This window comes from Serratia sp. Nf2, from assembly GCF_003028435.1.
In the GTDB taxonomy this organism is placed as follows: Bacteria; Pseudomonadota; Gammaproteobacteria; order Enterobacterales; family Enterobacteriaceae; genus Serratia; species Serratia marcescens_L.
In genome coordinates, this window is record NZ_PYTW01000008.1 from 1 (window position 1) to 23724 (window position 23724).

The following is a 23724-nucleotide window of genomic DNA, read 5'->3' on the forward strand; positions in this document are numbered from 1 at the left end:
GTTGTGGTTGAGGTAGTCACGCCACAGGACTTCGGCGATGTCCGCCATGCCCATAGGGGCCCCCGGGTGGCCGGAATTTGCTTTTTGTACGGCGTCCATGCTGAGTGCGCGGATGGCGTTGGCAAGCGCTTTACGAGAGGACATGTTTTACTCCAGTGCGGTTACAGTTGAGCGGCCAACATGTCTTCCAGCTTCTGCTGGTCGACGGCGAACAGGCGAATGCCTTCGGCGAGTTTCTCCACCGCCATGGCGTCCTGATTGTGCAGCCAGCGGAATTCCGCTTCGGCCAGCGGGGCAGGTTGGTGGAAGCCCTCGGTAGACGGGGTCAGCTTGCGCTCGACCGGCTGGTCGCTGTTTTTCAGCTGTTCAAGCAGGTTCGGCGCGATGGTCAGGCGATCGCAGCCGGCCAGCGCCAAAATCTGCTCAACCTTACGGAAGCTGGCGCCCATGATCACCGTCTGGTAACGATGACGCTTGTAGTATTCATAGATGGTACGCACCGACTTCACGCCCGGATCCTGATCGGCATCGTAGTCGGCGGCAGGCTGTTTGGCTTGATACCAGTCATAGATGCGGCCGACGAACGGCGAGATCAGATACACGCCGGCTTCGGCGCAGGCGCGAGCCTGAGCGAAGGAGAACAGCAGCGTCAGGTTGGTGTTGATGCCTTCTTTTTCCAGCTCTTCGGCGGCTTTGATGCCTTCCCAGGTGGAAGCCAGTTTGATCAGAATGCGCGATTTGTCGATGCCCTGTTCCTGATACATGGCGATCAGCTTGCGCGCTTTGGCGACGCACATGCCGCGATCGAACGACAGACGGGCGTCCACTTCGGTGGAGATGCGGCCCGGCACGCTTTTGAGGATCTCGACGCCGATATTGACCGCCAGCTTATCACTGGCGTTGATCAGCTGGGTTTCCTTGCTGCCGCCCTGGCGGCGGGCATACTCCAGCGCTTCGGTGATCAGCGCTTTATACTGCGGCAGCGCGGCGGCTTTCAGGATCAGCGAAGGGTTGGTGGTGGCGTCCTGGGGTTCGAACTGGCGGATGGATTCGATATCGCCGCTGTCGGCGACCACCGTGGTCAGCTGCTTGAGTGCGTCTAATTGATTCATTGATAAGCTCCTTGACCAAGCTCAACGTAGGGAAATGAGAACCTTTTGCATCGTAGGGGGAACACACTGCATCATCGGGTCGGGAATGAAAATGCGCTTTTTCTGATTGTTGCGATGGATAATAACAATGAATGCCGAATAAACCCAGGCGGGGCGCGGCTTGCGGCGGTGGCAGGCGAAGGAGGCGGTAGCGCGAGAGCCAAAAAAGAAGGGTTCAGCGCCAGGCTGAACCCTCAAAGATCGCCTCATTTGGCCGATTATTTGCTCAGGTTGACATCGATCGCCTGGTAGAAGGCGTTGGCGGTGTCGGCTATATCCCACACGGCAAGGATCACGTGCGAACCGCTGCGATCTGCCGGTATGTTGCACTGGTGGGTCACCTGCGCGGCAGGAATGGCGCCGCCGTCGTTGAACTGGCAGAACGGCGTCAGATCAAAGGAGGCGCGGGTCAGCGGTTGCGAAGCGTCCCAGTTCGGCTTGGTGATGAAATAGCGCCAGCTGGTAGTGCTGTGACGCGCGGTCAGCTTCCAGGTAAAGGAGTTGGGGCCGGTTTTCAGGTTGAGCTTGTTCCAGCGCGTCGGCGTTTGCTGATCCAGTTCGAAGAAGGTGGATTTGTCGGCGCTGGCGATATGGCCGTCAGCCGGACCGGCCTGCGGGAAGCCTTTCAGGCCTTCGACGCTCTGCGGTTCATACTGCACGCTGCCGCACTGGGTGTTGAGCTGCAGTTTGCACTGATAGGCGCGGCTGGCCGGCGATTCGACATAACCGTGGGCATTCGCCTGTTGCGAAACGCCGAACATGGCCGCGCTCAGCAGGCCCAGAGAGAGCAGGGTACGGGAAGATTTGTTCATAAGTCACTCCTGACTGAAATTATGTTGTAAGTTGAGCGTATTTCACCGACAAAATGAGAGGCTAATAACGTAATTGGAAATAACCATTTCTGTCGGCTTGTTTTATTTTTATCATTCTGGTTTGGCCGTAGATCGGAATGTTTTACCGGCTATTAACGAAAAATATTATGATGACGATCTTTGATCGTTAGGCCGAATTTATTTAACTTTCACAATGTAAAAGCACGGCGCTATGATGAAATTTATATCAGGTAGTGATGAATAGTATTTAAGATAGCGCTCTCATTTATGAAGTATATTGCTTGTTGCCTTGAGCACCCTTGTTCGACTTGATCGATTTTTGTGCGCCACCACCTTGGGAATTTAGTGTCATTTTTCTTATTTTATTTTAAAGAGGAATTTGTATGACTAGATTATCCCTGGACGCGATTAAAATAATCAGCACCATCAAGAGCACCGGCTCTTTCTCTATGGCGGCGGAGGCGCTGCATAAAACGCCCTCGGCGATCTCTTATCGGGTTTCCAATATTGAAAGCAAACTCTGCGTGAAACTTTTTCATCGCAATGGCCCCATGATTACCCTGACGGATGAAGGGGAGTTTCTCCTGCAGGAGGGCAGCTGGATATTAAATGCGGTGCAGGATCTGGAAAGTCGGGTCAGAAACATCCCCAAGCTGGACAATAATATCCGCCTGGCGGTGGACACCTTCTTCCCGCTGGAGACCCTGACGCAGGATATCCGCGATTATATTCAGCATTGCCCGAACGCCAATATCTCGGTGCAGCGGGAAGCCTTGAACGGCACCTGGGATGCGCTGAAGAACAACCGGGCGGACCTGATCATCGCCATTGGCCAAATTCCCGACAGCGTACAGGCCAAAACCCTGATGCTCGGCAAGCTCAACTTTGTGCTGTGCGTGTCGCCTTCGCACCCGTTCGCGGCGCAGAGAAAGCCGGTGTGCAAGAAGCAGCGCTTGAACGACATCGTGGTCGCGATCGCCGACAGCAGCCATGAGCTGCCCAAACGCAATCACGGTACGCTGCCTCTGCAGCGCCAACTGGTGGTGTGCGACGTGGAAAGCAACCTGGCGCTGCTCAAACGCGGCATCGGCCACGCTTTTCTGCCGCCGTCGCTGATTGAAAAGGAGCTGGCCAGCGGCGAACTGGTGACGGTGCCGGTGGAGATGCAGAAGGGCGACGAAATGATTTGGCTGGCGTGGCATCCGGCCAGCAAGGGCGCCGGGTTTAACTGGTGGCATGAGCGGCTGACGCGCAAAAGCGATGTTTACAGCCTGATGGGCCGGGAAGTGGTGCGGGATGGCGGCTATCCTTGGTGCCACAACTGAAGGGATAGAGACGAAGGGACGCGAAAATCAAACGGTTAACTCAATGAAAACCCCGCAGCGCTCGGCTACGGGGTTTTTTTATGGCTTACGCCACGCGGCCCACCTTCAACCAGGCGCTGTCGGAACCGGGTGCCGAGGTGATATAGCCCCATTTGGTCTGCCAGACGTAACCCTGATAGGACACCAGCGCGCCTTGCGCGTAAGTGGTGCCCGGCACGTAGGCCGGTGCCGTCATGATCGGCAGGTTGCCGGGGCCGACGCCGGTGTAGCGCAGGCCGGTGCCCATATCCAGCTGGCTGTCGTCGTAGTCTGCGGCGTTGAAATAGCGATCCAGCGCGGCCAGCAGATCGCCGTTGCGGTTGTCTTGCCCCAGATGCCAGAACATCACGCCGCCCAGCTGCTGCTGCTTGATGTACTTCGCTTTGTATTTGAAGCTTTCGGCATCGTCATAGGTGACGAACAGCCCGTTCTGCGCATGATACAGGTAAGGGGTTTTGGTCTTGTCGTTCCACAACCGCTGATAGCCGTAGTTGCCCTGCAGCATCTGCTCCAGCTGACGATAGGAGGCGATGCGCGGATCTTTGTCGCGCACGCACTCTTCGCAGCCCACCAGCCAGTAGTCGGTGCTCGGATACGGATCTTCGCCCGGCGTGCTGTGGCTGCTGTACTGGCCGCCGTTGCTGCCGCTGACGCCTTTGAAGGCGCGGCCGTAGAAGGGGACGCCCATCACGATCTTGGCGCTCGGCACGCCTTCCATCATCAGGTGTTGCTGCACTGCGGCGTCGACCGTCAGGCTGAACGGGCTGGGGAAGGCGCGGGTCAGCTCTTCCCAGCTCCAGCCCAGATTGGCTTCGCGCAGCGCGTTGTAGAAGGTCGGCCCGGCCGCGTCGCCGAACAGCGCCGCCTGGTGGTTGGTGATCTTCTCCCAGGGGCCGGCCAGATCGTAGGTCATCAGGTTGATGTAATCGAGCGGCGCGACGATCTGCGCCAGCTTGCTGTAATAGCGCGACAGGAAGAAGGCGCCGCCGGCGCCGGCGATGGTCAACTGATACGGCAGCGCCTGGCGGCCGTCGGCGACGGTTTGCTGATTCAGCAGGGTGCGGATCTCTTGCAGCGCGGCGATGAAACCGTCCACTTCTGAGGCCTGCGGGTACTCCCAGTCGATGTCCACGCCGTCGAAGCCGTAATCCTTCATGATGCGCACGCAGGATTGGGCAAACTTGGTGCGCGATGCCGGGGTCTTCACCGCGTTGACGTAGTTGGCGTGCGACACGCCCAAATCGTTGGAGTAGTACCAGCCGCCGATGGAGAACATGATGCGCAGACTGGGGTTGTGCGCTTTGAGCGCGGTCAGGCGATTGACGACATCACGCGCCTTGGCGTCGTTGGTGGCCGGATCCCAGGCGCATTCCAGATTGCTGTTGATATCCAGGAACGAGAAGTTGATGTGCGTCAGCTGTTTGGCTTTGGCCGGCGTGATGTTGGAAACCGGGAACGGCACGACGGAGGTATCGGACTCGGTGTAATTATTGATTTGGTTGGTCGGAATAAAATAATACCCAATAACGGCTTTGCGTGTGGACATGGCATTTCTCCAGAGTGGATGTTTTTAGGGTGGGGAACTATTTCCCACAGCCATTAATGTTTATTTTTGGTGAAAACAAAAGTCGAAATAAATCACGATAACAATGAATTTTTATTTACCGCCGCCTGCATTAGCGTCTAGGTGTTGTGCCAGCGTTCAGCATGAATGAATTCGACCGTAGGGCCTGTATTTATTCATTTGCTTTGTCATAGCATCCTTAACTAGATTCTGATTATCCGATGTCCCACCGGCCGTGATTGGCATTTAATTAAAAATAAAAAAAGGAGATGAGCTATGTCCAGCATAGAGCCTGACGCTGTTGGCTTAATAGTCCAGCGAGTATGTGAATATCTGCAGCCGGTATTGAACGCCATTCTGGCCGGCGTAATGGCGTTATTGCACGGCGCCTATCGCAACGTGGGCATTCGGCGCCGTTTATTGAATGCGGCGATGTGCGCGTTATTAGCCTGGACGGTACGCGATGCGCTGGCGTTGATGGGCCTGGAATTAAAGTGGGCGAATTTGGCCAGCGTGCTGATTGGCTTTATGGGGGCGGATTACATCAACGCCTTAATTAAGAAATTCATTGGTAAAAAAACGGGGTTTAAAAATGTTAAATGACATCGAAGATATTCGCTTTACCGCCCGCAGCGAAGAGAACCTGCGCGGCGTGCACCCGGATCTGGTGCGCGTTATTCGTCTGGCGCTGCGTTATTCGCTGGTGCCGTTCTCCGTCAGCGAGGGGCTGCGCAGCATGGCGCGCCAGCGGGAAATGGTGCGCGCCGGCAGCAGCCAAACGTTGCGCAGCCGCCACCTGACCGGCCACGCGGTGGACGTGGTGGCGATGCCGGCGGGCGTGGTCTCCTGGGAGTGGGATTACTACGCGCAGATTGCGGTGGCGGTGCGGCGCGCGGCGCGCGAATGCGGCATCAACGTCGAATGGGGCGGCGAGTGGAAAACCCTCAAGGATGGCCCGCACTTCCAACTGCCGTTTCGGGATTACCCGGCATGAGCGGCTGGCTGCAAAAACTGATGCAGGGCGGGTTGTTGCTGTTGCTGCTGGCGGCTATCTGCCTTGGTAGCTACAGCTCGCTGTTGTCGCACCAGTTGGCGTCTGCGCGGCAACAGGCGGAGGAACTGCAAAAAAGCCTGGCGCAGCAGGCCGGTCTGATCGCCACCCTGCAGACCCAGGATGCGCAAAACCGTGTGCTGATGGCGGCGCAGCAGCGGCAGGAACGGCAGCTGCGCCAACAGCACGAGGCTTATCAGAGGAAATACCGTGAAGCGATTAAAAACGATCCCTGCGCTGCTCAGCCTCTGCCTGGCGCTGTGCTTGAGCTCCTGCGCCCGGCCGCCGGCGCCCCAGGCCGTGCCGCTGTTGCCCCCTGAGTCGGTGTTTGCGCCCTGTGAGCAACCGCAGCTGCAAGGCGAGACCTGGGGCGATGCGGTAAGCTATACCCTGGCGTTACAAACCTCGTTACACATTTGCGCCGGTCAGGTGGAGACGCTCAACGCCTGGCGCGCCACGCTGCCGTCGCACTGACGGCGGCGTTTCTCTGCGCGTCCCGCAGACCTTCTTTTTTTACTTTTAAAACGGTCTTTCGACCCAGGTTATGGCGCGCTTCAAAGTTTGTGATGTTTCTCTCACTATACTTCAAGGCTGTGCCCTGTCATTGTACTTGGGCGCCACGGCCCACGGCAGGGCGCAGCCTCAAAGCCTTACCTCAACATAAAAGCAAAAAACAAAGGAATCCATAATGGACGAACAGCTCAAACAGAGTGCCCTTGATTTCCATCAGTTTCCTGTCCCAGGGAAGATCCAGGTTTCCCCTACCAAACCGTTGGCGACCCAGCGCGATCTGGCGTTGGCCTATTCGCCGGGCGTCGCCGCGCCTTGCCTCGAGATCGCCGAAGATCCGCTGGCGGCCTACAAATACACCGCGCGCGGCAATCTGGTGGCGGTGATTTCCAACGGCACGGCGGTACTGGGTCTGGGCAATATCGGCGCGTTGGCCGGTAAGCCGGTAATGGAAGGCAAGGGCGTTTTGTTCAAGAAGTTTTCCGGTATCGATGTGTTTGATATCGAAGTGGATGAGCATAACCCTGACAAGTTAATCGACATTATCGCCGCGCTGGAACCGACCTTCGGCGGCATCAACCTGGAAGACATCAAGGCGCCGGAGTGTTTCTACATCGAACAGAAACTGCGCGAGCGCATGAAGATCCCGGTGTTCCACGACGACCAGCACGGCACGGCGATCATCACCACTGCGGCGGTGCTCAACGGCCTGCGCGTGGTGAAGAAGAATATCTCCGACGTACGCCTGGTGGTGTCCGGCGCCGGCGCGGCCTCCATCGCCTGCCTGAACCTGCTGGTGGCGCTGGGGCTGCGGCAACAGAACATCACCGTTTGCGACTCCAAGGGCGTCATCTATAAAGGCCGCGACGCCAACATGGAGCAGACCAAAGCCGCCTACGCCATCGAGGATAACGGCCAGCGCACGCTGGGCGACGCCATCCCGAACGCCGACATCTTCCTCGGCTGCTCCGGCCCGGGTGTCCTGACGCAGGATATGGTGAAAACCATGGCGCGCGATCCGCTGATCATGGCGCTGGCCAACCCGGAACCGGAAATTTTACCGCCGCTGGCCAAAGCGGTGCGCCCGGACGCCATCATCTGTACCGGCCGTTCCGACTACCCGAACCAGGTGAACAACGTCCTATGCTTCCCGTTCATTTTCCGCGGCGCACTGGACGTGGGCGCCACCACCATCAACGAAGAGATGAAGCTGGCCTGCGTGCATGCCATCGCCGATCTGGCGCTGGCGGAGCAGAGCGACGTGGTGGCTTCTGCCTATGACGACCAGGATCTCTCCTTCGGGCCGGAATACATCATTCCGAAACCGTTCGATCCGCGCCTGATCGTCAAGATCGCGCCGGCGGTAGCCAAGGCGGCGATGGATTCCGGCGTGGCGACGCGCCCGATCGAAGACTTCGACGCCTACGTCGAGAAGCTGGCGGAGTTCGTCTACAAAACCAACCTGTTCATGAAGCCGATCTTCTCGCAGGCGCGCAAAGAGGTGAAGCGGGTGGTGCTGGCGGAAGGCGAGGAAGAGCGCGTGCTGCACGCCACGCAGGAGCTGGTGTCGCAGGGGCTGGCCTTCCCGATCCTGGTCGGCCGCCCGAGCGTGATCGAGATGCGCCTGAAAAAATTGGGTCTGCAGCTGACGCCGGGCAAAGATTTCGAAGTGGTAAACAACGAGTCGGATCCGCGCTTTAACGAATACTGGGGCGAGTACTACCAGATCATGAAACGTCGCGGCGTCTCGCAGGAACAGGCGCGCCGCGCGGTGATCGGCAACCCGACGCTGATCGCCGCCATCATGCTGCACCGCGGCGAAGCGGATGCGATGATCTGCGGCACCATCGGCAGCTACCATGAGCATTACGACGTGGTGAAGAACGTGTTCGGCTTCCGTGAAGGCGCGCACGTCGCCGGTGCGATGAACGCGCTGCTGTTGCCGAGCGGCAACACCTTTATCGCCGACACCTACGTCAACGACGATCCGACGCCGGAGCAGCTGGCGGAGATCACTCTGATGGCGGCGGAAACCGTGCGCCGCTTCGGTATCGAGCCGAAGGTGGCGCTGCTGTCTCACTCCAGCTTCGGGTCTTCCGACTGCCCGGCGGCGCGCAAGATGCGTAAAACGCTGGAGTTGGTGAACGAGCTGGCGCCGGAGCTGGAGATCGACGGCGAAATGCACGGTGACGCCGCATTGGTGGAAAGCATCCGTCACGATCTGATGCCGGACAGCCCGCTGAAAGGCTCGGCCAACCTGCTGATCATGCCGAACATGGAAGCAGCGCGCATCAGCTACAACCTGCTGCGCGTCTCCTGCTCGGAAGGGGTGACCGTCGGGCCGGTGCTGATGGGGGTCGCCAAGCCGGTGCACATCCTGACGCCGATCGCCTCGGTGCGTCGCATCGTCAACATGGTGGCGCTGGCGGTAGTGGAAGCCCAGACCGAACCGCTGTAAGCCCAGGTTGAGTGACTGGCCCCCTGCGCCGCTGGCGCCGGGGGCTTTTTTATGCCTTGCAGCGTGCGGCGATGGCGCGGATATCCTGCGGGGTGGTGCGGCAACAGCCGCCGATCAATTGTGCGCCGAGCGTGCGCCACTCCGTCGCCTGATCGACCAGGCTGCCGTGCTCGCCGCCGCAGGCGTGCCAGGTTTTGCTCACCGCATCGTAGTGCTCGCCGGAGTTCGGGTAAACCAGCAGCGGTTTGTCGGCCAGCGCGCCCAGTTGGCGCAGCGCCGGGGCGACCTTGTCCAGCGCGATGCAGTTGATGCCGATGGCCAACACCTGTGGGTTGCCGCGCAGCGCGGACAGGACCTCCGTCAGCGGCGTGCCGTCGCTGAGGTGTTGGCTGTCGCGCAGGGTGAAGGCGAACCAGGCGCCGAGCGTCGGGAATTCCTGCAGCAGCGTCAGCAGCGCCTGCAGTTCGGCGAACGACGGCAGCGTTTCGCAGGCCAGCAGATCGACGCCGGCGGCGGCCAGGGCTGCAATACGCGGGCGGTGGAAGGCGATCATGTCATCCTGCGCCAGCCGGTAGTCGCCGCGGTATTCCGAGCCGTCGGCCAGATAGGCGCCGTACGGGCCCACCGAACCGGCGATCAGCAGCGGCGCGGCCTGCGGGTGCGCGGCCAGATAATCGCGGCGCGCGCGTTGCGCCAGCTGCACGCTTTTGGCGATCAGCGCCAGCGACCGATCCTGATCCAGGCCGCGGCGCAAGAAGCCCTGCGGCGTGGCCTGATAGCTGGCGGTGATGGCGCAGTGGGCGCCGGCGTTGAAATAATCGAGATGCACCTGATAGATAAGCTCGGGATTTTCAATCAGCACTTTGGCCGACCAGAGCGGATCGGTCAGATCGCAGCCGCGCGCTTCCAGCTCGGTGGCCAGCGCGCCGTCCAGGATCAGCGTGGGGTGTTCGGCCAGCAGGCGGGCGACGGGGTTATTAACCGACATGTTGTTCTCCCAAAGCGGTTTTTTGCCCGGCGCGCCGGGTCAGGAAATAGGTGAGGTAGCACAGGGCGACGAACGGCAGTCCGCAGTAGAGCGCAATGCGCTGCTCCGGATCGAACGCCAGCCCGATGCAGGCCAGCAGGCACAGCGCAAAGCCGAGGATCGGCGTCAGCGGGTAACCGGGGGCGCGGTATTTCAGGCCGCTTATCGGCTGGCCGCTGCGCAGGTAGGCGCGGCGGAAAGCAAAGTGGGCCGCGCAGATGCTCAGCCACACCGCCACCACCGCAAAACCGGAGATCGCCGACAGGGCGACAAACACCGTGTCCGGCGCGATCACGCTGGTCAGCAGCGCCAGCACGCCGCCGAGCATGCTGAAGGTCAGGGCGTTGATCGGAATGCCACGCGCATTGACGCGCGCAAAGTAGGCCGGCAGGGTGCGCTGGTGGGCCAGCGACCACAGCATGCGCCCCGAGGCGTACAGGCCGGAGTTGGCCGCCGACAGGATGGCGGTCAGGATCACGAAGTTGAAGATATCGGCGGCGTAAGGCACGCCGATGCGTTCAAACACCAGCACGAACGGGCTTTTGACGATCCCCGCCTGATCCATCGGGATCAACGCCGCCAGCACGAAGACCGTGCCGATAAAGAACAGCATCAGGCGGATCACCGTGGTGCGGATCGCCAGCGGCACGACTTTTTCCGGGTTTTCGGTTTCACCGGCGGCGATGCCGATCAGTTCCGTGCCGGAGAAGGCGAAGTTCACCGCCACCATGGTCATCAGGATCGGCAGCGTGCCGTGCGGCAGCCAGCCGGAAGCGGTCAGGTTATGCAGGAACGGCGCCGGCGTGCCGTCTTTCATCGGCAGCAGGCCGAACATGGCGGCGCCGCCCAGAATGATAAACGCCAGAATGGTCACCACTTTGATCAGCGAAAACCAGAATTCGCTTTCGGCGAAAAAACGGGTGGTCACCACGTTGAGCAGAAAAATGGCCGCGCAGAAGATCAGGCACCACAGCCACACCGGCGACTGCGGGAACCAGTACTGCATGCAGAATCCGGCGGCGGTCAGGCTGGAGCCGAGCGCCACCGTCCAGGTGAGCCAATACAGCCAGGCGACGGCATAGCCGGTGGCCGGCCCCAGATAGCGCGAAGCATAGACGTGAAAAGCGCCGGTTTCCGGCATCGCCACCGACAGCTCGCCCAGGCACAGCATCACCAGATACACCACCAGCGCGCCGATCAGGTAGGCCAGCAGCGTGCCGAGCGCCCCGGTGGTGGAGATGATGTAGCCGGTGTTGAAAAACAGCCCGGTGCCGATCACGCCGCCCAGCGACAGCATCACCAGGTGCCGGGCCTTCATGCTGCGTTTGAACTGTCCTGCGGCGGGTGCCGATGGTTGCATAATAATCTATCCGTATAGACGTCTAAATATCTGAATGGCTATTGGTTATACCCGCAATGCTTTTTCAACGCAATGCGCAGCCGGCGATCGCCGCGTAAAAAAATCGTTAAGCCGGATCTATATGCAAATGATAATTATTATCTATAATGTCGCCATTTTCGATAATGGGGCAACATGATGAGATACCTGATTTTATTGGCGGCGTTGGCGCTCGGCGCCTGCAGCCAAACGCCGGTGAAGGCGCCGGCCAGCGACGTCGCGAGTTTGGGGAGTATCACCGATCTGCACAGCGGCGCGACCCTGACGCCGGAGCAGCTGTTGACGCGACTGGCGCAGCAGCCGCGGGTGATCCTGGGGGAGAAGCATGACAATCCTTACCACCATCAGATTGAGGAATGGCTGGTGCAGCAGTTACCGCTGCGGCGGCCGCAGGGCAGCGTGCTGATGGAGATGATCAACCCGAACCAGCAGGCGCAGGTCGACAAGGTGAAGCAGTGGTTGCAGAGCGATCCGACGGTGCGCGACGGCCGCGTAGCGGAGCTGATCGCCTGGCAGCCGGGCTGGAAGTGGGCGCTGTATGGCGGGGTGACGATGGCGGCGATGCGCGCGCCTTACCCGCTGTGGTCGGCCAATCTGGATCGCAGCGAGATTACGGCGTTCTATCAGCAGCCGCAATTCCCGGCGGGGCAACTATCGGCGCAGCCGGCGGTGCGCAAGGCGCTGGAAGAGACCATCCGCACTTCGCACGGCGGCAAGATTGAGGCCGACCAGCTGCATGCGATGCTGGCGATCCAGCAGCAGCGCGACCGGCGCATGGCGGAACGTCTGCTGGCGGCGCCCACGCCCGCGCTGCTGATCGCCGGCGGCTATCACGCCGCCAAATCGGTGGGGGTGCCGCTGCACGTGCGGGATCTGCAACCGGCGGCGGCGCCGACGGTGCTGATGCTGGCGGAGCAGGGCGTACAGGTCGATGCGAACACCGCAGACTACCTGTGGCTCACACCATCAGTGAAATGAATACGTTAAGACAGTGAAAAGGGGTGTTAATTATATTTGCAAATGATTATCATTAGTAAATGTGATCTGCAATCATTCGCAATTAAGCAAAGCTAATGCCCCTATGTTAAGTCAGTCTTACTCCCTCCCGGCCTTTGAACTGCCGCAGCCGCGCTGGGCGCGCGGCCTGCTGCTCGCTCTGGCGGCGCACGCGGCGTTGGTGCTGTTGTTTTACTGGCCGCAGACGGCGCTGGAGCCGGTGGTGTTGCCACCGCCGGCGGTGATGATGAGCTGGGCGGCGCAGATTGAAGCGCCGGAAAGCAAGCCGCTGCCGCTGGGCGTGCAGCAGGCGGAGTCCGCCGCGGCGCAGCCGGCGGAGCAGCAGCAACAGCCGGATCTGCCCAAGCTGGCGCACGCCGAGAAAGCGAAAATCGTGACGGCGCAGAAGAAGCGCGCCGAACACCGACCCCCGCAAAAATCGCAGCCGAAGCCGCAGGAACAGGCCAAAGAGACGCGCAATGCCGCCGCGTCCAGCGCCGCCGCGCCGCAGGCGCAGACGCTCTCCCACCAGACCGCCGCACCGATCAACAGCGACGCCAACAGCAACGTGCAGGCCAAACTGTCGTGGGAGAGCCTGGTGAAAGGCAAACTGAACCGCATCAAGGATTACCCTTTGGATGCCCGCAGCCGCCGGCGCAGCGGCATGCCGCAGGTCAGCTTCAGCGTTGACGCGCAGGGACGGGTCTCGAACGTCATGCTGCAGGTGCGTTCCGGCACCGCGTCGCTGGATCGGGAAGCGGTGGCGGTGGTATCGCGCGCCCAGCCGTTGCCGCCGCCGCCGCCGGAGATGCTGCAGCAGGGGGCCGTCAAGGTGACGATGCCGATCGATTTCAATCTGGCGGAGCTGAACGCCCGCCGTTAATGCCCGCAGGCGCCGCATCGCCGTCGTGCGCCTCTTCAAACTTCGTGAGGGATTATGAATCCGCTGTTATTCACCCCGCGCCGTCGCATCGCGGCCGCGCTCTGGCTTTCTTTAGGCATCGCTGGCGCCGCGCTGGCGCAACCGCAGCCGCCGTTGGCGGAACGCGCGCCGAAAGCGCTGACGGCGCACGGCGAGACGCGCACCGACGATTACTACTGGCTGCGCGACGACAGCCGAAAAGAGCCGAAGGTGCTGGACTACCTGAAGGCGGAGAACCGCTATACCGAGCAGATGATGGCGCCGTACCAGAAGCTGCGCGCCACGCTGTATCAGGAGATGTTGGGCCGCATGAACCCTGACGATCGTTCGGTGCCGTATCAGCTCAACGGCTATCGCTATCAGGAAAGCTACGCCGCCGGTAAAGATTTCGCGCTGTATCAGCGCCAGGCGCTCACCGCCGACGCGCCGTGGCAAACCTTGCTGGACGCCAATCAGCGCGCGGCCGGCCACGCCTACTATCGCCTGGGGGCGATGGACGTCAGCCAGGACAACCGCCGCCTGGCGGTGGCCGAAGATCTGCAGGGCCGCCGCCAATACCGCATCTCCCTGCGCGAGATAGGCAGCGAACGCTGGTCGCCGGAAACGCTGGAAAACACCTCCGGCAACATGGTGTGGGCCAACGACAACCAAACCCTGTTCTACGTGCGCAACCACCCACAAACGCTGTTGCCGTACCAGGTCTATCGCCATCAGTACGGGACACCGACGGCGGAAGATAAGCTGGTGTACCAGGAAAACGACCCGGCGTTCTACCTCAGCCTTGGCCGCTCGTCCTCGCGTGATTATCTGATTCTGACCATCAGCGGTAACACCACCTCCGAGGTGCGCCTGATCGACGCCAACCAGCCGCAGCGCGAGCCGCAGCTGTTTGCCGCCCGGCAGAACGGCCGCGAGTACTATCTCGATCACTACCGCGGCGAGTTCTATCTGCGTTCCAACCATCAGGATCCGAACTTTGGCCTGTACCGCACGGCGGCGGCGGGCAAACCCTGGCAGACGCTGATCGCACCGCAGGTGCAGCACGAGGTGGAGAACTTCAGCCTGTTCCGCGACTGGCTGGTGGTGCAGGAGCGCGCCAACGGGCTGGTGCAGCTGCGGCAAATCAGCTGGGACGGCAAAACCGAGCGCGCCATCCCGTTCGACGACGCCAGCTACATGGCCTGGCTGGGTTATAACCCGGAGCCGGACAGCGATCGGTTGCGCTACGGCTATTCGGCGATGACCACGCCGACCCGCACCTATGAGTGGGATCTGAACAAGGGCGAGCGCACCCTGCTGAAGCAGCAGGAAGTGAAAGGCGTCGATCCCAGCTTGTATCACAGCGAGCGCATCTGGGTCACGGCGCGCGACGGCGTGAAGGTGCCGGTCTCTCTGGTGTACCGCACATCGCTGTTCAAAAACGGGCATAACCCGCTGCTGGTATACGGCTACGGCGCTTACGGCATGAGCATGGATCCGGCGTTCAGCGCCAACCGCATCAGTCTGCTGGATCGCGGCTTCGTCTATGCGCTGATCCACGTGCGCGGCGGCGGCGAGCTGGGGCAGAGCTGGTACAAACAGGGCAAGCTGACGCACAAACCGAACAGCTTCAACGACTTCATCGACGCCACCCAGGCGCTGATCAAAGACGGCTACGGCCAACCGGGGCGCATCTACGCCATGGGCGGCAGCGCCGGCGGCTTGCTGATGGGAGTGGTGATCAATCAGGCGCCGCAGCTGTACAACGCGGTAGTGGCGCAGGTGCCGTTCGTCGACGTGGTGACCACCATGCTGGACGACAGCATTCCACTCACCACCGGCGAATACGAGGAGTGGGGCAACCCGCACCAGCCGGCCGCCTATGCGCTGATGAAGTCCTACAGCCCGTACGACAACGTGCGCAAGCAGCGTTACCCGAACCTGCTGGTTACCAGCGGCTTGTACGACTCGCAGGTGCAGTATTGGGAACCGGCCAAATGGGTGGCGAAGCTGCGGCGCTTCAAGCAGGGTGATTCGCTGCTGCTGCTCTCCACCGACATGACCGCCGGCCACGGCGGCAAGTCGGGCCGCCTGGCGCGGCTGGAAAACGGCGCGCTGGAGTACGCCTTTATTCTGGCGGCGGATCGGCAGGCGCAGAAATAACCTTCAGCGCCGCGGCACGCTGCGGCGCAATAAAACAATAACAATCTTTTACCGCGCGTTTCGGCGGGCTTTTTGCTGGGCATTGTCGGCCATCAAACCTTATTGGCTATTTCTGGGGATATATGAAAATCAAAATGATAGCGAGCCTGATCGGCGCGGGACTGGCGCTGTACGGGCAGGCTGCGGCCGCGCAGGAACAGGCGGAAAATAATAAAGGCAGCGTGGCGTTCAGCCCGCTCAACGTCTCGGCCGCCGACAGCGGCAAAAGCAGCGAAAAAGACGCGTTGGCCCGGCCGGGCGCGTTCAGCTCGCGCGATGAAAACAAGAATCTGGAGTCAGTGGACAGCATTCTGCGCAGCATGCCGGGCACCTATACCCAGATCGATCCCGGCCAGGGTTCGGTCAGCGTCAATATCCGCGGCCTGAGCGGCTTTGGCCGGGTCAACACCATGGTCGACGGCATCACCCAAAACTACTACGGCAACTCGCCGAACGACGCAGCGCACGGGGGATTGCCCACCAGCCAGTTCGGGGCGCTGATCGATCCTAACTTTATCGTCGGCGTTGACGTGGCGCGCGGCAATGCCACCGGCTCCGCTGGAGTGAACGCCCTGGCGGGCAGCGCCAACTTCCGCACTATCGGCGTGGACGACGTGGTGTTTTCCGATAACCCGTTCGGCGTGCGCACCAAATTCTCGGTGGGCAATAACGGCATCGGCCGCAGCGGCATGATCGCCGTGGGCGCCAAAACCGCCGCCTTTGCCGACGGCGGCAGCCTGGGGGCGATGGCGGCGATCAGCGGCAGTTCCATCACCTCCAACTACAAAAACGGCGCCGGTTTCGACAGCGAGATGTTCAACGTCGATAAAACCTACCGCCAGAACCCGAAATCCCAGCTGTTTAAGGTGGACATCAAGCCGGATGCCTTCAACAGCATCGAACTGTCGGCGCGCAGCTACCAGAATAAAATCACCCGCCGCCACATCGACAGCGACGATTTCTACCTTAAATATCACTACGCGCCGTTCTCGGAACTGATCGATTTCAACCTGACCGCCAGCACCAGCCGCGGCAAGCAGCAATTTATGTCCAACAACATGGCGGGCTTCAGCGACAGCACGGCGAAAAACATCTCCGATGCGCTGGATATCAACAACACCAGCCGTTTCAGCCTGCAGGACGTCGATTTCGCCTTCAGCTACGGCGGCAAGCTGGTGCGCAACGAGTATAAGAAAAAGGCCTCCGGTTTGGTGACGGATGACAATCAGGCGGAAAGTTCGCCGGTGGGAATGTCGGGCAAGCAAGATATTTCCAGCCTGTACAGCGGGTTGCAGGCCAACTACGGCATCTGGCAGGGGAATTTCGATCTGAACTACACCGCCTATCGCCTCTCCGGCTATAAGCCGGCCTGTGACGAGCGCGTAGAGTGCTTCCCGCAGGGCGCCGGCAATATCAACCGCAATGAACACGGCTTCAACCCGTCGGTCATGCTGTCGGCGCAGGTGACGCCGTGGCTGCAGCCGTTCGTCAGCTACAGCAAGTCGATGCGCGGGCCGAATATCCAGGAGGTGTTCTTCGCCAACAGCGGCGGCCAGTCGATGAACCCGTTCCTGAAGGGCGAAAAAGCGGAGACCTGGCAGGGCGGTTTCAATGCCAATGCCCACGATCTGTTGTTCAAGCAGGACAGTTTCCAGCTGAAAGCGGTCTATTTCGAAACCAGAATCAAAAACTACATATCCAGCCAAACCTACCTGGTGTGTAAAAACCGCCAGAAGTGCAACCGTTCGCAGGCGACGCAGGAAGAGTGGGATAACGCGGACGCCAACGTCAGCATGACCATGTACAGCAACGCCCCCGAACCGGTCAAAATGCGCGGGGTGGAGCTCGAAGCGCTGTACGACGCCGGTTTCGCCTTCACCAAGCTGTCGTTAAGCAAGGAGCATACCTCCCAGCCGACCAACCAGGCCAGCAACGTGTTCGGCGCGGGCGATGTCAGCGAACTGCCGGAATTCTACTTCACGCTGGACAGCGGGGTACGCTTGCTGGACGAGAAACTGACGCTGGGCGGGGTGGTGAAATACACCGGCAAATCGGTGCGCCTGTCGCCGGACTCTGATTACGATGAGAATGAGCAGTTGCTGAAAGAGCCGGCGCCGCATATTCCGACCATTATCGATCTATACGGCACCTATCAGGTGAATCGCAATCTGTTGCTGAAGCTCAGCGTGCAAAACCTGATGGACAGAGACTATTCGGACGCGCTGAACAAGATGAACTCGCTGCCGTCGCAGTCGCAGTATGAGACGCCGACCAACACCGCCCGTGGGCGGACTTATATCTTCGGCGGGGAGGTACGCTTCTAAACCGCAGCAGAGCAGGGCGCAGTCACTGCGCCCGTTTCGCCTGCAGCAGCCATTTATCCAGCTCGTTGGCGAACTGCTGGCGGTCGCGCTGGTTCAGGGCGTTCGGGCCGCCGGTCTGAATGCCGCTGGCGCGCAGGGTATCCATAAAATCGCGCATGTTGAGGCGCTCGCGGATGGTGTCCGGCGTATAGCGTTCGCCGCGCGGGTTCAGCGCTACCGCACCTTTCTCTATCACCTCCGCCGCCAGCGGGATATCGGCGGTGATCACCAGATCGCCCGCTTCGCAGCGGCGCACGATCTCGTTGTCGGCCACGTCGAAGCCGGCCGCCACCTGCAGCGAACGAATGTACTTCGAGGGCGGCGTGCGCAATGGCTGATTCGCCACCAGCGTCACGGTGATGGCGGTACGATCGGCGGCGCGGAACAACACCTCTTTGATCACGTTCGGACAGGCGTCCGCATCGACCCAAATCTGCATCATTTCGCCTCCTGCAGCCAGTCGCGCACCGGCAGGAAATCGCGCGCCAGCGCCGCTTCCGGGCTGTCGCCTTCCGGCTGGTAGTTATATTCCCAACGCACCAGCGGCGGCATCGACATCAGAATGGACTCGGTGCGCCCGCCGGTTTGCAGCCCGAACAGCGTGCCGCGATCCCACACCAGGTTGAACTCCACATAGCGGCCGCGGCGGTACAGCTGGAACTGGCGCTCGCGCTCGCCCCAGGTCAAGGCCTTGCGTTTTTCGACGATCGGCAGATAGGCGTCGAGGAAGCCCTGGCCCACCGCGCGGGTGAAGGCGAAGCAGTGGTCGAAGTCCGGGGTGTTCAGATCGTCGTAGAACAGGCCGCCGATGCCGCGTGCTTCGTTGCGATGCTTGATGAAGAAGTAATCGTCGCACCACTGTTTGTATTTCGGGTAGACCTCGTCGCCGAACGGCGCACACAGATCGGCCGCGGTGCGGTGCCAGTGCACGGCGTCCTCTTCGAAGCCGTAGAACGGCGTCAGATCAAAGCCGCCGCCGAACCACCACACCGGCGCTTCGCCCGGTTTTTCGGCGATGAAGAAACGCACGTTAGCGTGGCTGGTGGGCACGTAGGGGCTGAGCGGGTGGATAACCAATGAGACGCCCATCGCCTGGAAGCTGCGCCCAGCCAGTTCCGGACGGTGCGCGGTCGCCGAGGCCGGCAAGGTGGCGCCGGAGACGTGCGAGAAGTTGACCCCCGCCTGTTCGAACACCGCGCCGTTGGTCAGCACGCGGCTGCGGCCACCGCCGCCTTCTTCACGCGTCCATTGGTCTTCGGTGAACACGGCGCCGCCGTCGGCCTGGGCGAGCTGCGCGCAGATGTGATCCTGCAGCGCCAGCAGGAAGGATTTTACTTCAGCGATGTTAGGTAAACTCATGCGGGGTCTTTATAGCGTCTGGCTGAACAAGGCGCTGAGTATACTCTTATTCGCCGCCCGCGGCATCAGCGGGGTTTGCGCTGGTGGGCGTCGAAGTAGTCGAAGAAGTTAACGATGCCGTCCGCGATGGCGCGGGCTATTTTCTCGCGAAACGCGGTGGTGCCCAGCAGCCGCTCTTCGTTCGGGTTGGTGATGAACGAGGTTTCCACCAGCACCGAGGGAATGGACGGGGATTTCAACACCGCGAACGCCGCCTGTTCGGTGCTGTCGCTGTGCAGGTGGTGTACCGGGCGAATTTGGCCGAGCACGTGGCGGCCGAGCGTCAGGCTGTTGTTGATGGTGTCGGTTTGCACCAGATCGAACAGCACCTGTTGCAGGTAGTTGTCCTGATCTTTGTACTTGCCGCCTGCCACGTCGTCGGCGGCGTTTTCACGGTTGGACAGGTAGCGCGCCATGGCGCTGCTGGCGCCGCGGTTGGACAGGGCGAACACCGAAGCGCCGGAGGCCGATGGGCTGGTAAAGCCGTCGGCGTGGATCGAAATGAACAGGTCGGCCTGGTGCTGGTGGGCGATCTCCACCCGCTGGAACAGCGGAATGAACTCGTCTTCTTCGCGCGTCAGGCGCGCCTCGACGTGGTCGTGCTCATGCAGAAAACGGCGTACGTGGTTGGCGATTTCCAGCACGATGTGTTTTTCCTGCGAGCCTTCGTGGCCGACCGCGCCGGAGTCGATGCCGCCGTGGCCGGGATCGATCATCACCCGTTTTTTGCCGCCGGCCGGTTTCGCCGCCGGCTTGCTGTGCTGATTGCGCAGCAGGCCTTCCGCCCTGGCGCTGTGGTTTTTCACGCCGAACAGCGCCACCGCCAGGCCGGAAAGCAAAAGTTGGCGTCGCGTCGGGGAAACGGCAAGCGGCTTAAAATTGAGGAATTGTTTACCCTGCTTTTTCATTACGCAACGCTCCATCGACGATTCTATTTTGCGACGTTATATCGTATTGATAATCATTAATCGACCCGATAACTATTTCCATTTATTACGCCTGTTACCGGCGATTTCCGGGCAAATAGCGCGGTAAATCGCAGTTTGATATTGCGTAAGTGAATAATCACGCGATAATCAGATAAACACCTTAATTAACAGCGGCCAACATCGATGGAAATTCGCGTATTTCGACAAGACGACTTTGAAGAGGTCATTACCCTGTGGGAGCGCTGCGATCTGCTGCGGCCCTGGAACGATCCGGAAATGGACATCGAGCGCAAGCTGAACCACGATCCGGAGCTGTTCCTGGTGGCGGAAGTCGGCGGCGAAGTGGTCGGTTCGGTGATGGGCGGCTATGACGGCCACCGCGGCTCGGCGTATTACCTCGGGGTGCATCCCGACTATCGCGGGCGCGGCATCGCCAATGCGTTGATCAACCGTCTGGAGAAGAAGTTGATCGCCCGCGGCTGCCCGAAAATCCAGATTATGGTGCGCGAAGACAACGACACGGTGGTCGAGATGTACGAGAAGCTCGGCTATGAGATCCAGGGCATCACCAGCCTGGGCAAGCGGCTGATCGAAGATCAGGAATATTGATCGAGCGGCGGGCGGCGGCGTTGCACCGCCCGCCGCAGTGCATTACGGCAGCTTTTTGACGGTTTTCACGTCCACTTCGACGCTGCTCCAGTCTTTATCCACTTTACCTTCCAACTGTACCTTGTCTTTCGGCGTCACGGTTTGGCCGTTCCAGCGTTTGCGGTCGATATCGACCGTCAAGGTGCCGGTGGCGTCGCGGAAGGTATAGGTTTCGTCGCCGATGCGCTGCTCGATGTTGCCCTGCAGCATCACCCAGGTGTCGTCGCTCAGCGATTTCACCTTGTCTACGGTGGTCAGCGCCGCGCTGGGGCCGGAGAAACCGCCTTGTGCGGTGGTTTGCGTTTGAGCCTGCGGCGCGGCCGGATCGAGGAACCCGCCTTGTTGCGCCAGTACCGGTGCGCTGCACAGCGCGATCAGAGCGGCCAGAGTCAGTTTTTTCATGTTGCGCTTCCTTATCGTTATCGAAAATTACATCCCGCTGATATCGGGTTGCTTGCTGAGTGATAAGCATTAAAACACGCCGATCTTAAGAGCTTCTTAAGCCGACGCATTGAAATTCCCATCGCCGGCGCCCATCTGTAGCCATAGTCTTTATTCTGTTGGCAAGGAACGATCGTTGAAGCCATTCTCACCCCAGTTTTCCCCGGATGATTACGACCAGCACGGCGCGCTGCGGCTGCCGCTGGGATTTTGGGCCGTGCTGATTCTGCAGGCGCGCACCTGGCTGCTGTTCGTGATGGCCGGCGCTTCGCGTGAGCAGGGCGAAAGCTTGCTGGCGCTGTTTTATCCGGATACCCAACGCTTTTGGTACGGCATGCTGCTCGGTCTGCCAGCGGCGCTGGCGTTTTTGCTGAGCGGCCGCCGCCACCAATGGCCGCGGCTGTGGCACGGCTGGCGCTGGGGGCTGGTTGTCTCCGTGCTGGCGTCGCTCGGCGGCTCGCTGTTCAGCCTGTGGCGCCAGGACGGCGATGCGCCGGGGCTGGAGCTGGCGTTGGCGCTGCTCGATGCGCTGGCGCTGAGCTATCTGCTGTTGAATGCGCGCCTGAAAGCCTGCTTTACGCCGGCGGAGCACGCCGACTAATTGCCGAGAAGTGCGGCACTTTTCGCATTTTCCGTACTCCAAGCTGGCAACCGTTGGCGTAGTGCAGGCCGTTGTGAGAGGCTGGCACGCAGCAAAACGCCGAGTGCGGCAAGGGCGGGCCACCGCCCCGCGCCATTGATGTTTAAGGAGCTAGAGATGAATATTCGCCCCCTGTTGTTAGGGCTTCCGCTGTTACTGACCGGCTGTTCGAGCATGTCCAATTTCTCCTGGTCCAGCCTGTCGCCGTTCAACTGGTTCGGCAGCAGCCTGGAGGTCGGTGCCAAGGGCGTCGGCAAGCTCAACGCCGGCACGCCGATGTCGGAAAGCGCCATCAACGACGGGCTGGACGGCAACTACCGCCTGCGCGGCGGCATGGCGACCAGCAACGGTCAGATCGTCTCTTATTATCAGGCGCTGTCCGGCGACGAGGTGAAGCTGGTGATCACCGGTGAACCGAAAGGGCGCCTACAGCGGGTGGACGTGCTGGATCCGAAAGTGGCGACGGAGTGGGGCAACAAGCTCGGCACGCCGTTCGGCGATATGTACAGCAAGGCGTTCGGCTCCTGTAAACCGGGCAGCGGCGAAGACGCCGGCAAAGTGGAGTGCGTGGCGGAGCAGAGCAAGTACGTTACCTACATCTTCAGCGGCAAGTGGGCCGGGGCGCAGGACATCATCCCGCCGGACGACACCCTGAAAAGCTGGACGGTCAGCAAAATCATCTGGCACGCCAAGCCGCAGCAGTAATATGTTCAACGGGCGCCGGTTCACGGCGCCTGCCTTTTCAAGCCATTACCCCTATTTTCTTTGCGCTGCTGCAAGGCAATCGCCCGTGCTTGCGGTATGATAGCGCGCGTTTGTAACAGGGAACCCGCGCGTCAACCGCCATACCTTACCTGTTGCCGGATTCTGGTATTGAGGATAACAACATGACACAGGTTCAGAGCGGCATTCTGCTGGAGCACTGCCGTTTCGCCATTTTTATGGAAGCCAGCGTACAGGGCGAATTCGCCGACTTGCGCCAGGGCTGCAAGCAGTTTTGTCAGACGCTGAGCGAGCTGCAGCAGCAGTTTCCCGATGCGCGCCTCGGCGCGGTGATCGCTTTCGGCTACGACGTCTGGCACGATCTCTCCAGCGGCCAGGGCGCGCAAGAGCTGAAGCCGTTCACGCCGCTCGGCAAAGGGCTGGCGCCGGCCACCCAGCGCGACATGCTGATCCACATCCAGTCGCTGCGCCACGACGTCAATTTCACGCTGGCGCAGGCCGCGCTGGCGGCGTTCGGCAACGTCATCAAGATTGAAGAAGAAACCCACGGTTTCCGCTGGGTGGAAGAGCGCGATCTGAGCGGCTTCATCGACGGCACCGAAAACCCGCAGGGCGAGCAGCGCGCGGCAGTGGCGACGATCGCCGAAGGCGAAGAGGACGCAGGCGGCAGCTACGTGCTGGTGCAACGTTACGAGCACAACCTGCGCCAGTGGCAGCGCTTTACCACCGAACAGCAGGAGCAGATCATTGGCCGCACCAAGCACGACAGCGAAGAGCTGCCGGCCGATCAGCGCCCGGATACCTCGCACGTCAGCCGCGTCGATCTGAAAGAGGATGGCAAAGGCCTGAAAATTCTGCGCCAGAGCCTGCCTTACGGCACCGCCAGCGGCAAACACGGCCTGTTCTTCATCGCGTATTGCGCGCGCCTGCACAATATCGAGCAGCAGCTGCTGAGCATGTTCGGCGATCTGGACGGCAAACGCGACGCGATGCTGCGTTTCAGCCGCGCGGTCACCGGCAGCTACTACTTTGCGCCATCGCTGACGCGCCTGCTGTCACTTTGACGCCGTTGCCGAAGCCGGCACGCCCGGCTTCGGCCCGTTTTCCCGCCCCGAAAACGCCATGT

Annotated in this window: 24 protein-coding genes; 14 read left to right on the top strand and 10 right to left on the bottom strand. The window is 60.7% G+C overall.

The genetic code is table 11. From position 1 onward, the window contains the following. The 3 genes from C9411_RS17320 to C9411_RS17330 form a co-directional block, all read right to left on the bottom strand. The coding region (locus C9411_RS17320) for a hypothetical protein (RefSeq protein ID WP_146158885.1) at nucleotides 1–144 on the bottom strand (144 nt) is incomplete at its 3' end. Between the two features lie 17 nt (nucleotides 145–161). Continuing rightward, nucleotides 162–1112 carry a transaldolase gene (tal, locus tag C9411_RS17325; protein ID WP_063988882.1) on the bottom strand — a complete coding sequence of 317 codons (951 nt, stop codon included), beginning with the start codon at nucleotides 1110–1112 and terminating at the stop codon, nucleotides 162–164. Nucleotides 1113–1369: 257 nt separating this feature from the next. Beyond that, complete coding sequence (locus tag C9411_RS17330) at nucleotides 1370–1963, bottom strand: lytic polysaccharide monooxygenase (RefSeq protein ID WP_063988883.1); 594 nt, start codon at nucleotides 1961–1963, stop codon at nucleotides 1370–1372. A gap of 404 nt (nucleotides 1964–2367) precedes the next feature. On the opposite strand from C9411_RS17330, the gene C9411_RS17335 reads away from it, so the two are divergent. Beyond that, nucleotides 2368–3309: a LysR family transcriptional regulator gene (locus C9411_RS17335; protein ID WP_063988884.1), complete on the top strand. Its 942-nt coding sequence runs from the start codon at nucleotides 2368–2370 to the stop codon at nucleotides 3307–3309. A gap of 85 nt (nucleotides 3310–3394) precedes the next feature. On the opposite strand, the gene C9411_RS17340 is transcribed toward C9411_RS17335, so the two are convergent. Then, nucleotides 3395–4894: a glycosyl hydrolase family 18 protein gene (locus tag C9411_RS17340; protein ID WP_033635479.1), complete on the bottom strand. Its 1500-nt coding sequence runs from the start codon at nucleotides 4892–4894 to the stop codon at nucleotides 3395–3397. Nucleotides 4895–5188: 294 nt separating this feature from the next. Here C9411_RS17340 and C9411_RS17345 point away from each other — a divergent pair, with 294 nt between their 5' ends. The 5 genes from C9411_RS17345 (at nucleotide 5189) to maeB (ending at nucleotide 8931) form a co-directional block, all read left to right on the top strand. Next, nucleotides 5189–5515, top strand: a complete 327-nt coding sequence (locus C9411_RS17345; RefSeq protein ID WP_004936551.1) for a phage holin, lambda family — start codon at nucleotides 5189–5191, stop codon at nucleotides 5513–5515. After that, nucleotides 5505–5906 carry a M15 family metallopeptidase gene (locus C9411_RS17350; RefSeq protein ID WP_019453868.1) on the top strand — a complete coding sequence of 134 codons (402 nt, stop codon included), beginning with the start codon at nucleotides 5505–5507 and terminating at the stop codon, nucleotides 5904–5906. Before C9411_RS17345 ends, C9411_RS17350 begins: the two co-directional genes overlap by 11 nt. Beyond that, nucleotides 5903–6283, top strand: a complete 381-nt coding sequence (locus C9411_RS17355) for a DUF2570 family protein (protein WP_063988885.1) — start codon at nucleotides 5903–5905, stop codon at nucleotides 6281–6283. The genes C9411_RS17350 and C9411_RS17355 overlap by 4 nt, the downstream gene beginning before the upstream one ends. Continuing rightward, nucleotides 6264–6437 carry a hypothetical protein gene (locus C9411_RS25860; protein WP_172837464.1) on the top strand — a complete coding sequence of 58 codons (174 nt, stop codon included), beginning with the start codon at nucleotides 6264–6266 and terminating at the stop codon, nucleotides 6435–6437. The genes C9411_RS17355 and C9411_RS25860 overlap by 20 nt, the downstream gene beginning before the upstream one ends. 214 nt (nucleotides 6438–6651) lie before the next feature. After that, entirely contained in the window at nucleotides 6652–8931 is a 2280-nt protein-coding gene (gene maeB / locus C9411_RS17360) for an NADP-dependent oxaloacetate-decarboxylating malate dehydrogenase (RefSeq protein WP_016926766.1), read from the top strand. A 49-nt stretch (nucleotides 8932–8980) separates the two neighbouring features. Here the strand turns inward: maeB and mmuM are convergent, their stop codons facing one another. Both mmuM and mmuP read right to left on the bottom strand, forming a co-directional pair. Beyond that, nucleotides 8981–9919 carry a homocysteine S-methyltransferase gene (gene mmuM / locus C9411_RS17365; RefSeq protein ID WP_107227555.1) on the bottom strand — a complete coding sequence of 313 codons (939 nt, stop codon included), beginning with the start codon at nucleotides 9917–9919 and terminating at the stop codon, nucleotides 8981–8983. Continuing rightward, the gene (gene mmuP / locus C9411_RS17370) at nucleotides 9909–11318 is read right to left on the bottom strand and encodes an S-methylmethionine permease (protein WP_047730133.1); all 1410 of its coding nucleotides are present in this window, start codon (nucleotides 11316–11318) and stop codon (nucleotides 9909–9911) included. The genes mmuM and mmuP overlap by 11 nt, the downstream gene beginning before the upstream one ends. Before the next feature lie 177 nt (nucleotides 11319–11495). Here mmuP and C9411_RS17375 point away from each other — a divergent pair, with 177 nt between their 5' ends. The 4 genes from C9411_RS17375 to C9411_RS17390 all read left to right on the top strand — a co-directional run bounded on the left by C9411_RS17375 (nucleotide 11496) and on the right by C9411_RS17390 (nucleotide 17780). Continuing rightward, the gene (locus C9411_RS17375) at nucleotides 11496–12335 is read left to right on the top strand and encodes a ChaN family lipoprotein (RefSeq protein ID WP_107227556.1); all 840 of its coding nucleotides are present in this window, start codon (nucleotides 11496–11498) and stop codon (nucleotides 12333–12335) included. A 103-nt stretch (nucleotides 12336–12438) separates the two neighbouring features. After that, entirely contained in the window at nucleotides 12439–13236 is a 798-nt protein-coding gene (locus C9411_RS17380) for an energy transducer TonB (RefSeq protein ID WP_107227557.1), read from the top strand. Between the two features lie 54 nt (nucleotides 13237–13290). Beyond that, nucleotides 13291–15417 (top strand): S9 family peptidase, encoded by a 2127-nt coding sequence (locus tag C9411_RS17385; protein ID WP_107227558.1) that lies wholly within the window; start codon nucleotides 13291–13293, stop codon nucleotides 15415–15417. Between the two features lie 122 nt (nucleotides 15418–15539). After that, nucleotides 15540–17780, top strand: a complete 2241-nt coding sequence (locus tag C9411_RS17390; protein ID WP_063988888.1) for a TonB-dependent receptor domain-containing protein — start codon at nucleotides 15540–15542, stop codon at nucleotides 17778–17780. 22 nt (nucleotides 17781–17802) lie between these two features. Here C9411_RS17390 and C9411_RS17395 read toward each other — a convergent pair whose 3' ends face one another. The 3 genes from C9411_RS17395 to amiA all read right to left on the bottom strand — a co-directional run bounded on the left by C9411_RS17395 (nucleotide 17803) and on the right by amiA (nucleotide 20125). Then, nucleotides 17803–18258, bottom strand: coding sequence for a YaiI/YqxD family protein (locus C9411_RS17395; RefSeq protein ID WP_004936514.1), 456 nt, complete (start codon nucleotides 18256–18258; stop codon nucleotides 17803–17805). Further along, on the bottom strand, nucleotides 18258–19178 hold the full coding sequence (gene hemF / locus C9411_RS17400; RefSeq protein WP_107227559.1) for an oxygen-dependent coproporphyrinogen oxidase: 921 nt from the start codon (nucleotides 19176–19178) through the stop codon (nucleotides 18258–18260). Before hemF ends, C9411_RS17395 begins: the two co-directional genes overlap by 1 nt. A gap of 65 nt (nucleotides 19179–19243) precedes the next feature. Beyond that, nucleotides 19244–20125 (bottom strand): N-acetylmuramoyl-L-alanine amidase AmiA, encoded by an 882-nt coding sequence (amiA, locus tag C9411_RS17405; RefSeq protein ID WP_107227560.1) that lies wholly within the window; start codon nucleotides 20123–20125, stop codon nucleotides 19244–19246. 204 nt (nucleotides 20126–20329) lie between these two features. Between amiA and C9411_RS17410 the strand changes: the two genes are divergently transcribed. Next, nucleotides 20330–20755, top strand: a complete 426-nt coding sequence (locus tag C9411_RS17410; protein ID WP_004936504.1) for a GNAT family acetyltransferase — start codon at nucleotides 20330–20332, stop codon at nucleotides 20753–20755. 42 nt (nucleotides 20756–20797) lie between these two features. Here C9411_RS17410 and C9411_RS17415 read toward each other — a convergent pair whose 3' ends face one another. Continuing rightward, entirely contained in the window at nucleotides 20798–21196 is a 399-nt protein-coding gene (locus C9411_RS17415) for a YgiW/YdeI family stress tolerance OB fold protein (RefSeq protein WP_049213185.1), read from the bottom strand. 175 nt (nucleotides 21197–21371) lie between these two features. Here C9411_RS17415 and C9411_RS17420 point away from each other — a divergent pair, with 175 nt between their 5' ends. The 3 genes from C9411_RS17420 to C9411_RS17430 all read left to right on the top strand — a co-directional run bounded on the left by C9411_RS17420 (nucleotide 21372) and on the right by C9411_RS17430 (nucleotide 23662). After that, nucleotides 21372–21836 (top strand): DUF2919 domain-containing protein, encoded by a 465-nt coding sequence (locus tag C9411_RS17420; RefSeq protein WP_063988891.1) that lies wholly within the window; start codon nucleotides 21372–21374, stop codon nucleotides 21834–21836. Between the two features lie 156 nt (nucleotides 21837–21992). Beyond that, nucleotides 21993–22580, top strand: coding sequence for an RpoE-regulated lipoprotein (locus C9411_RS17425; RefSeq protein WP_063988892.1), 588 nt, complete (start codon nucleotides 21993–21995; stop codon nucleotides 22578–22580). A 182-nt stretch (nucleotides 22581–22762) separates the two neighbouring features. Beyond that, the gene (locus C9411_RS17430; RefSeq protein WP_063988893.1) at nucleotides 22763–23662 is read left to right on the top strand and encodes a Dyp-type peroxidase; all 900 of its coding nucleotides are present in this window, start codon (nucleotides 22763–22765) and stop codon (nucleotides 23660–23662) included. Nucleotides 23663–23724: the final 62 nt, after the last annotated feature.

Bases quoted from the DNA above. Each gene is read 5' to 3' on its own strand.
- C9411_RS17385 (WP_107227558.1), top strand. From the start codon at position 13,291: ATGAATCCGCTGTTATTCACCCCGCGCCGTCGCATCGCGGCCGCGCTC.
- maeB (WP_016926766.1), top strand. From the start codon at position 6,652: ATGGACGAACAGCTCAAACAGAGTGCCCTTGATTTCCATCAGTTTCCT.
- C9411_RS17395 (WP_004936514.1), bottom strand. From the start codon at position 18,258: ATGCAGATTTGGGTCGATGCGGACGCCTGTCCGAACGTGATCAAAGAG.
- C9411_RS17355 (WP_063988885.1), top strand. From the start codon at position 5,903: ATGAGCGGCTGGCTGCAAAAACTGATGCAGGGCGGGTTGTTGCTGTTG.
- C9411_RS17380 (WP_107227557.1), top strand. From the start codon at position 12,439: ATGTTAAGTCAGTCTTACTCCCTCCCGGCCTTTGAACTGCCGCAGCCG.
- C9411_RS17410 (WP_004936504.1), top strand. From the start codon at position 20,330: ATGGAAATTCGCGTATTTCGACAAGACGACTTTGAAGAGGTCATTACC.
- C9411_RS17330 (WP_063988883.1), bottom strand. From the start codon at position 1,963: ATGAACAAATCTTCCCGTACCCTGCTCTCTCTGGGCCTGCTGAGCGCG.
- C9411_RS17335 (WP_063988884.1), top strand. From the start codon at position 2,368: ATGACTAGATTATCCCTGGACGCGATTAAAATAATCAGCACCATCAAG.
- C9411_RS17345 (WP_004936551.1), top strand. From the start codon at position 5,189: ATGTCCAGCATAGAGCCTGACGCTGTTGGCTTAATAGTCCAGCGAGTA.
- C9411_RS17415 (WP_049213185.1), bottom strand. From the start codon at position 21,196: ATGAAAAAACTGACTCTGGCCGCTCTGATCGCGCTGTGCAGCGCACCG.
- C9411_RS17430 (WP_063988893.1), top strand. From the start codon at position 22,763: ATGACACAGGTTCAGAGCGGCATTCTGCTGGAGCACTGCCGTTTCGCC.
- mmuM (WP_107227555.1), bottom strand. From the start codon at position 9,919: ATGTCGGTTAATAACCCCGTCGCCCGCCTGCTGGCCGAACACCCCACG.
- hemF (WP_107227559.1), bottom strand. From the start codon at position 19,178: ATGAGTTTACCTAACATCGCTGAAGTAAAATCCTTCCTGCTGGCGCTG.
- C9411_RS17390 (WP_063988888.1), top strand. From the start codon at position 15,540: ATGAAAATCAAAATGATAGCGAGCCTGATCGGCGCGGGACTGGCGCTG.
- C9411_RS17350 (WP_019453868.1), top strand. From the start codon at position 5,505: ATGTTAAATGACATCGAAGATATTCGCTTTACCGCCCGCAGCGAAGAG.
- C9411_RS17340 (WP_033635479.1), bottom strand. From the start codon at position 4,894: ATGTCCACACGCAAAGCCGTTATTGGGTATTATTTTATTCCGACCAAC.
- C9411_RS17425 (WP_063988892.1), top strand. From the start codon at position 21,993: ATGAATATTCGCCCCCTGTTGTTAGGGCTTCCGCTGTTACTGACCGGC.
- mmuP (WP_047730133.1), bottom strand. From the start codon at position 11,318: ATGCAACCATCGGCACCCGCCGCAGGACAGTTCAAACGCAGCATGAAG.
- amiA (WP_107227560.1), bottom strand. From the start codon at position 20,125: ATGAAAAAGCAGGGTAAACAATTCCTCAATTTTAAGCCGCTTGCCGTT.
- C9411_RS17375 (WP_107227556.1), top strand. From the start codon at position 11,496: ATGAGATACCTGATTTTATTGGCGGCGTTGGCGCTCGGCGCCTGCAGC.
- tal (WP_063988882.1), bottom strand. From the start codon at position 1,112: ATGAATCAATTAGACGCACTCAAGCAGCTGACCACGGTGGTCGCCGAC.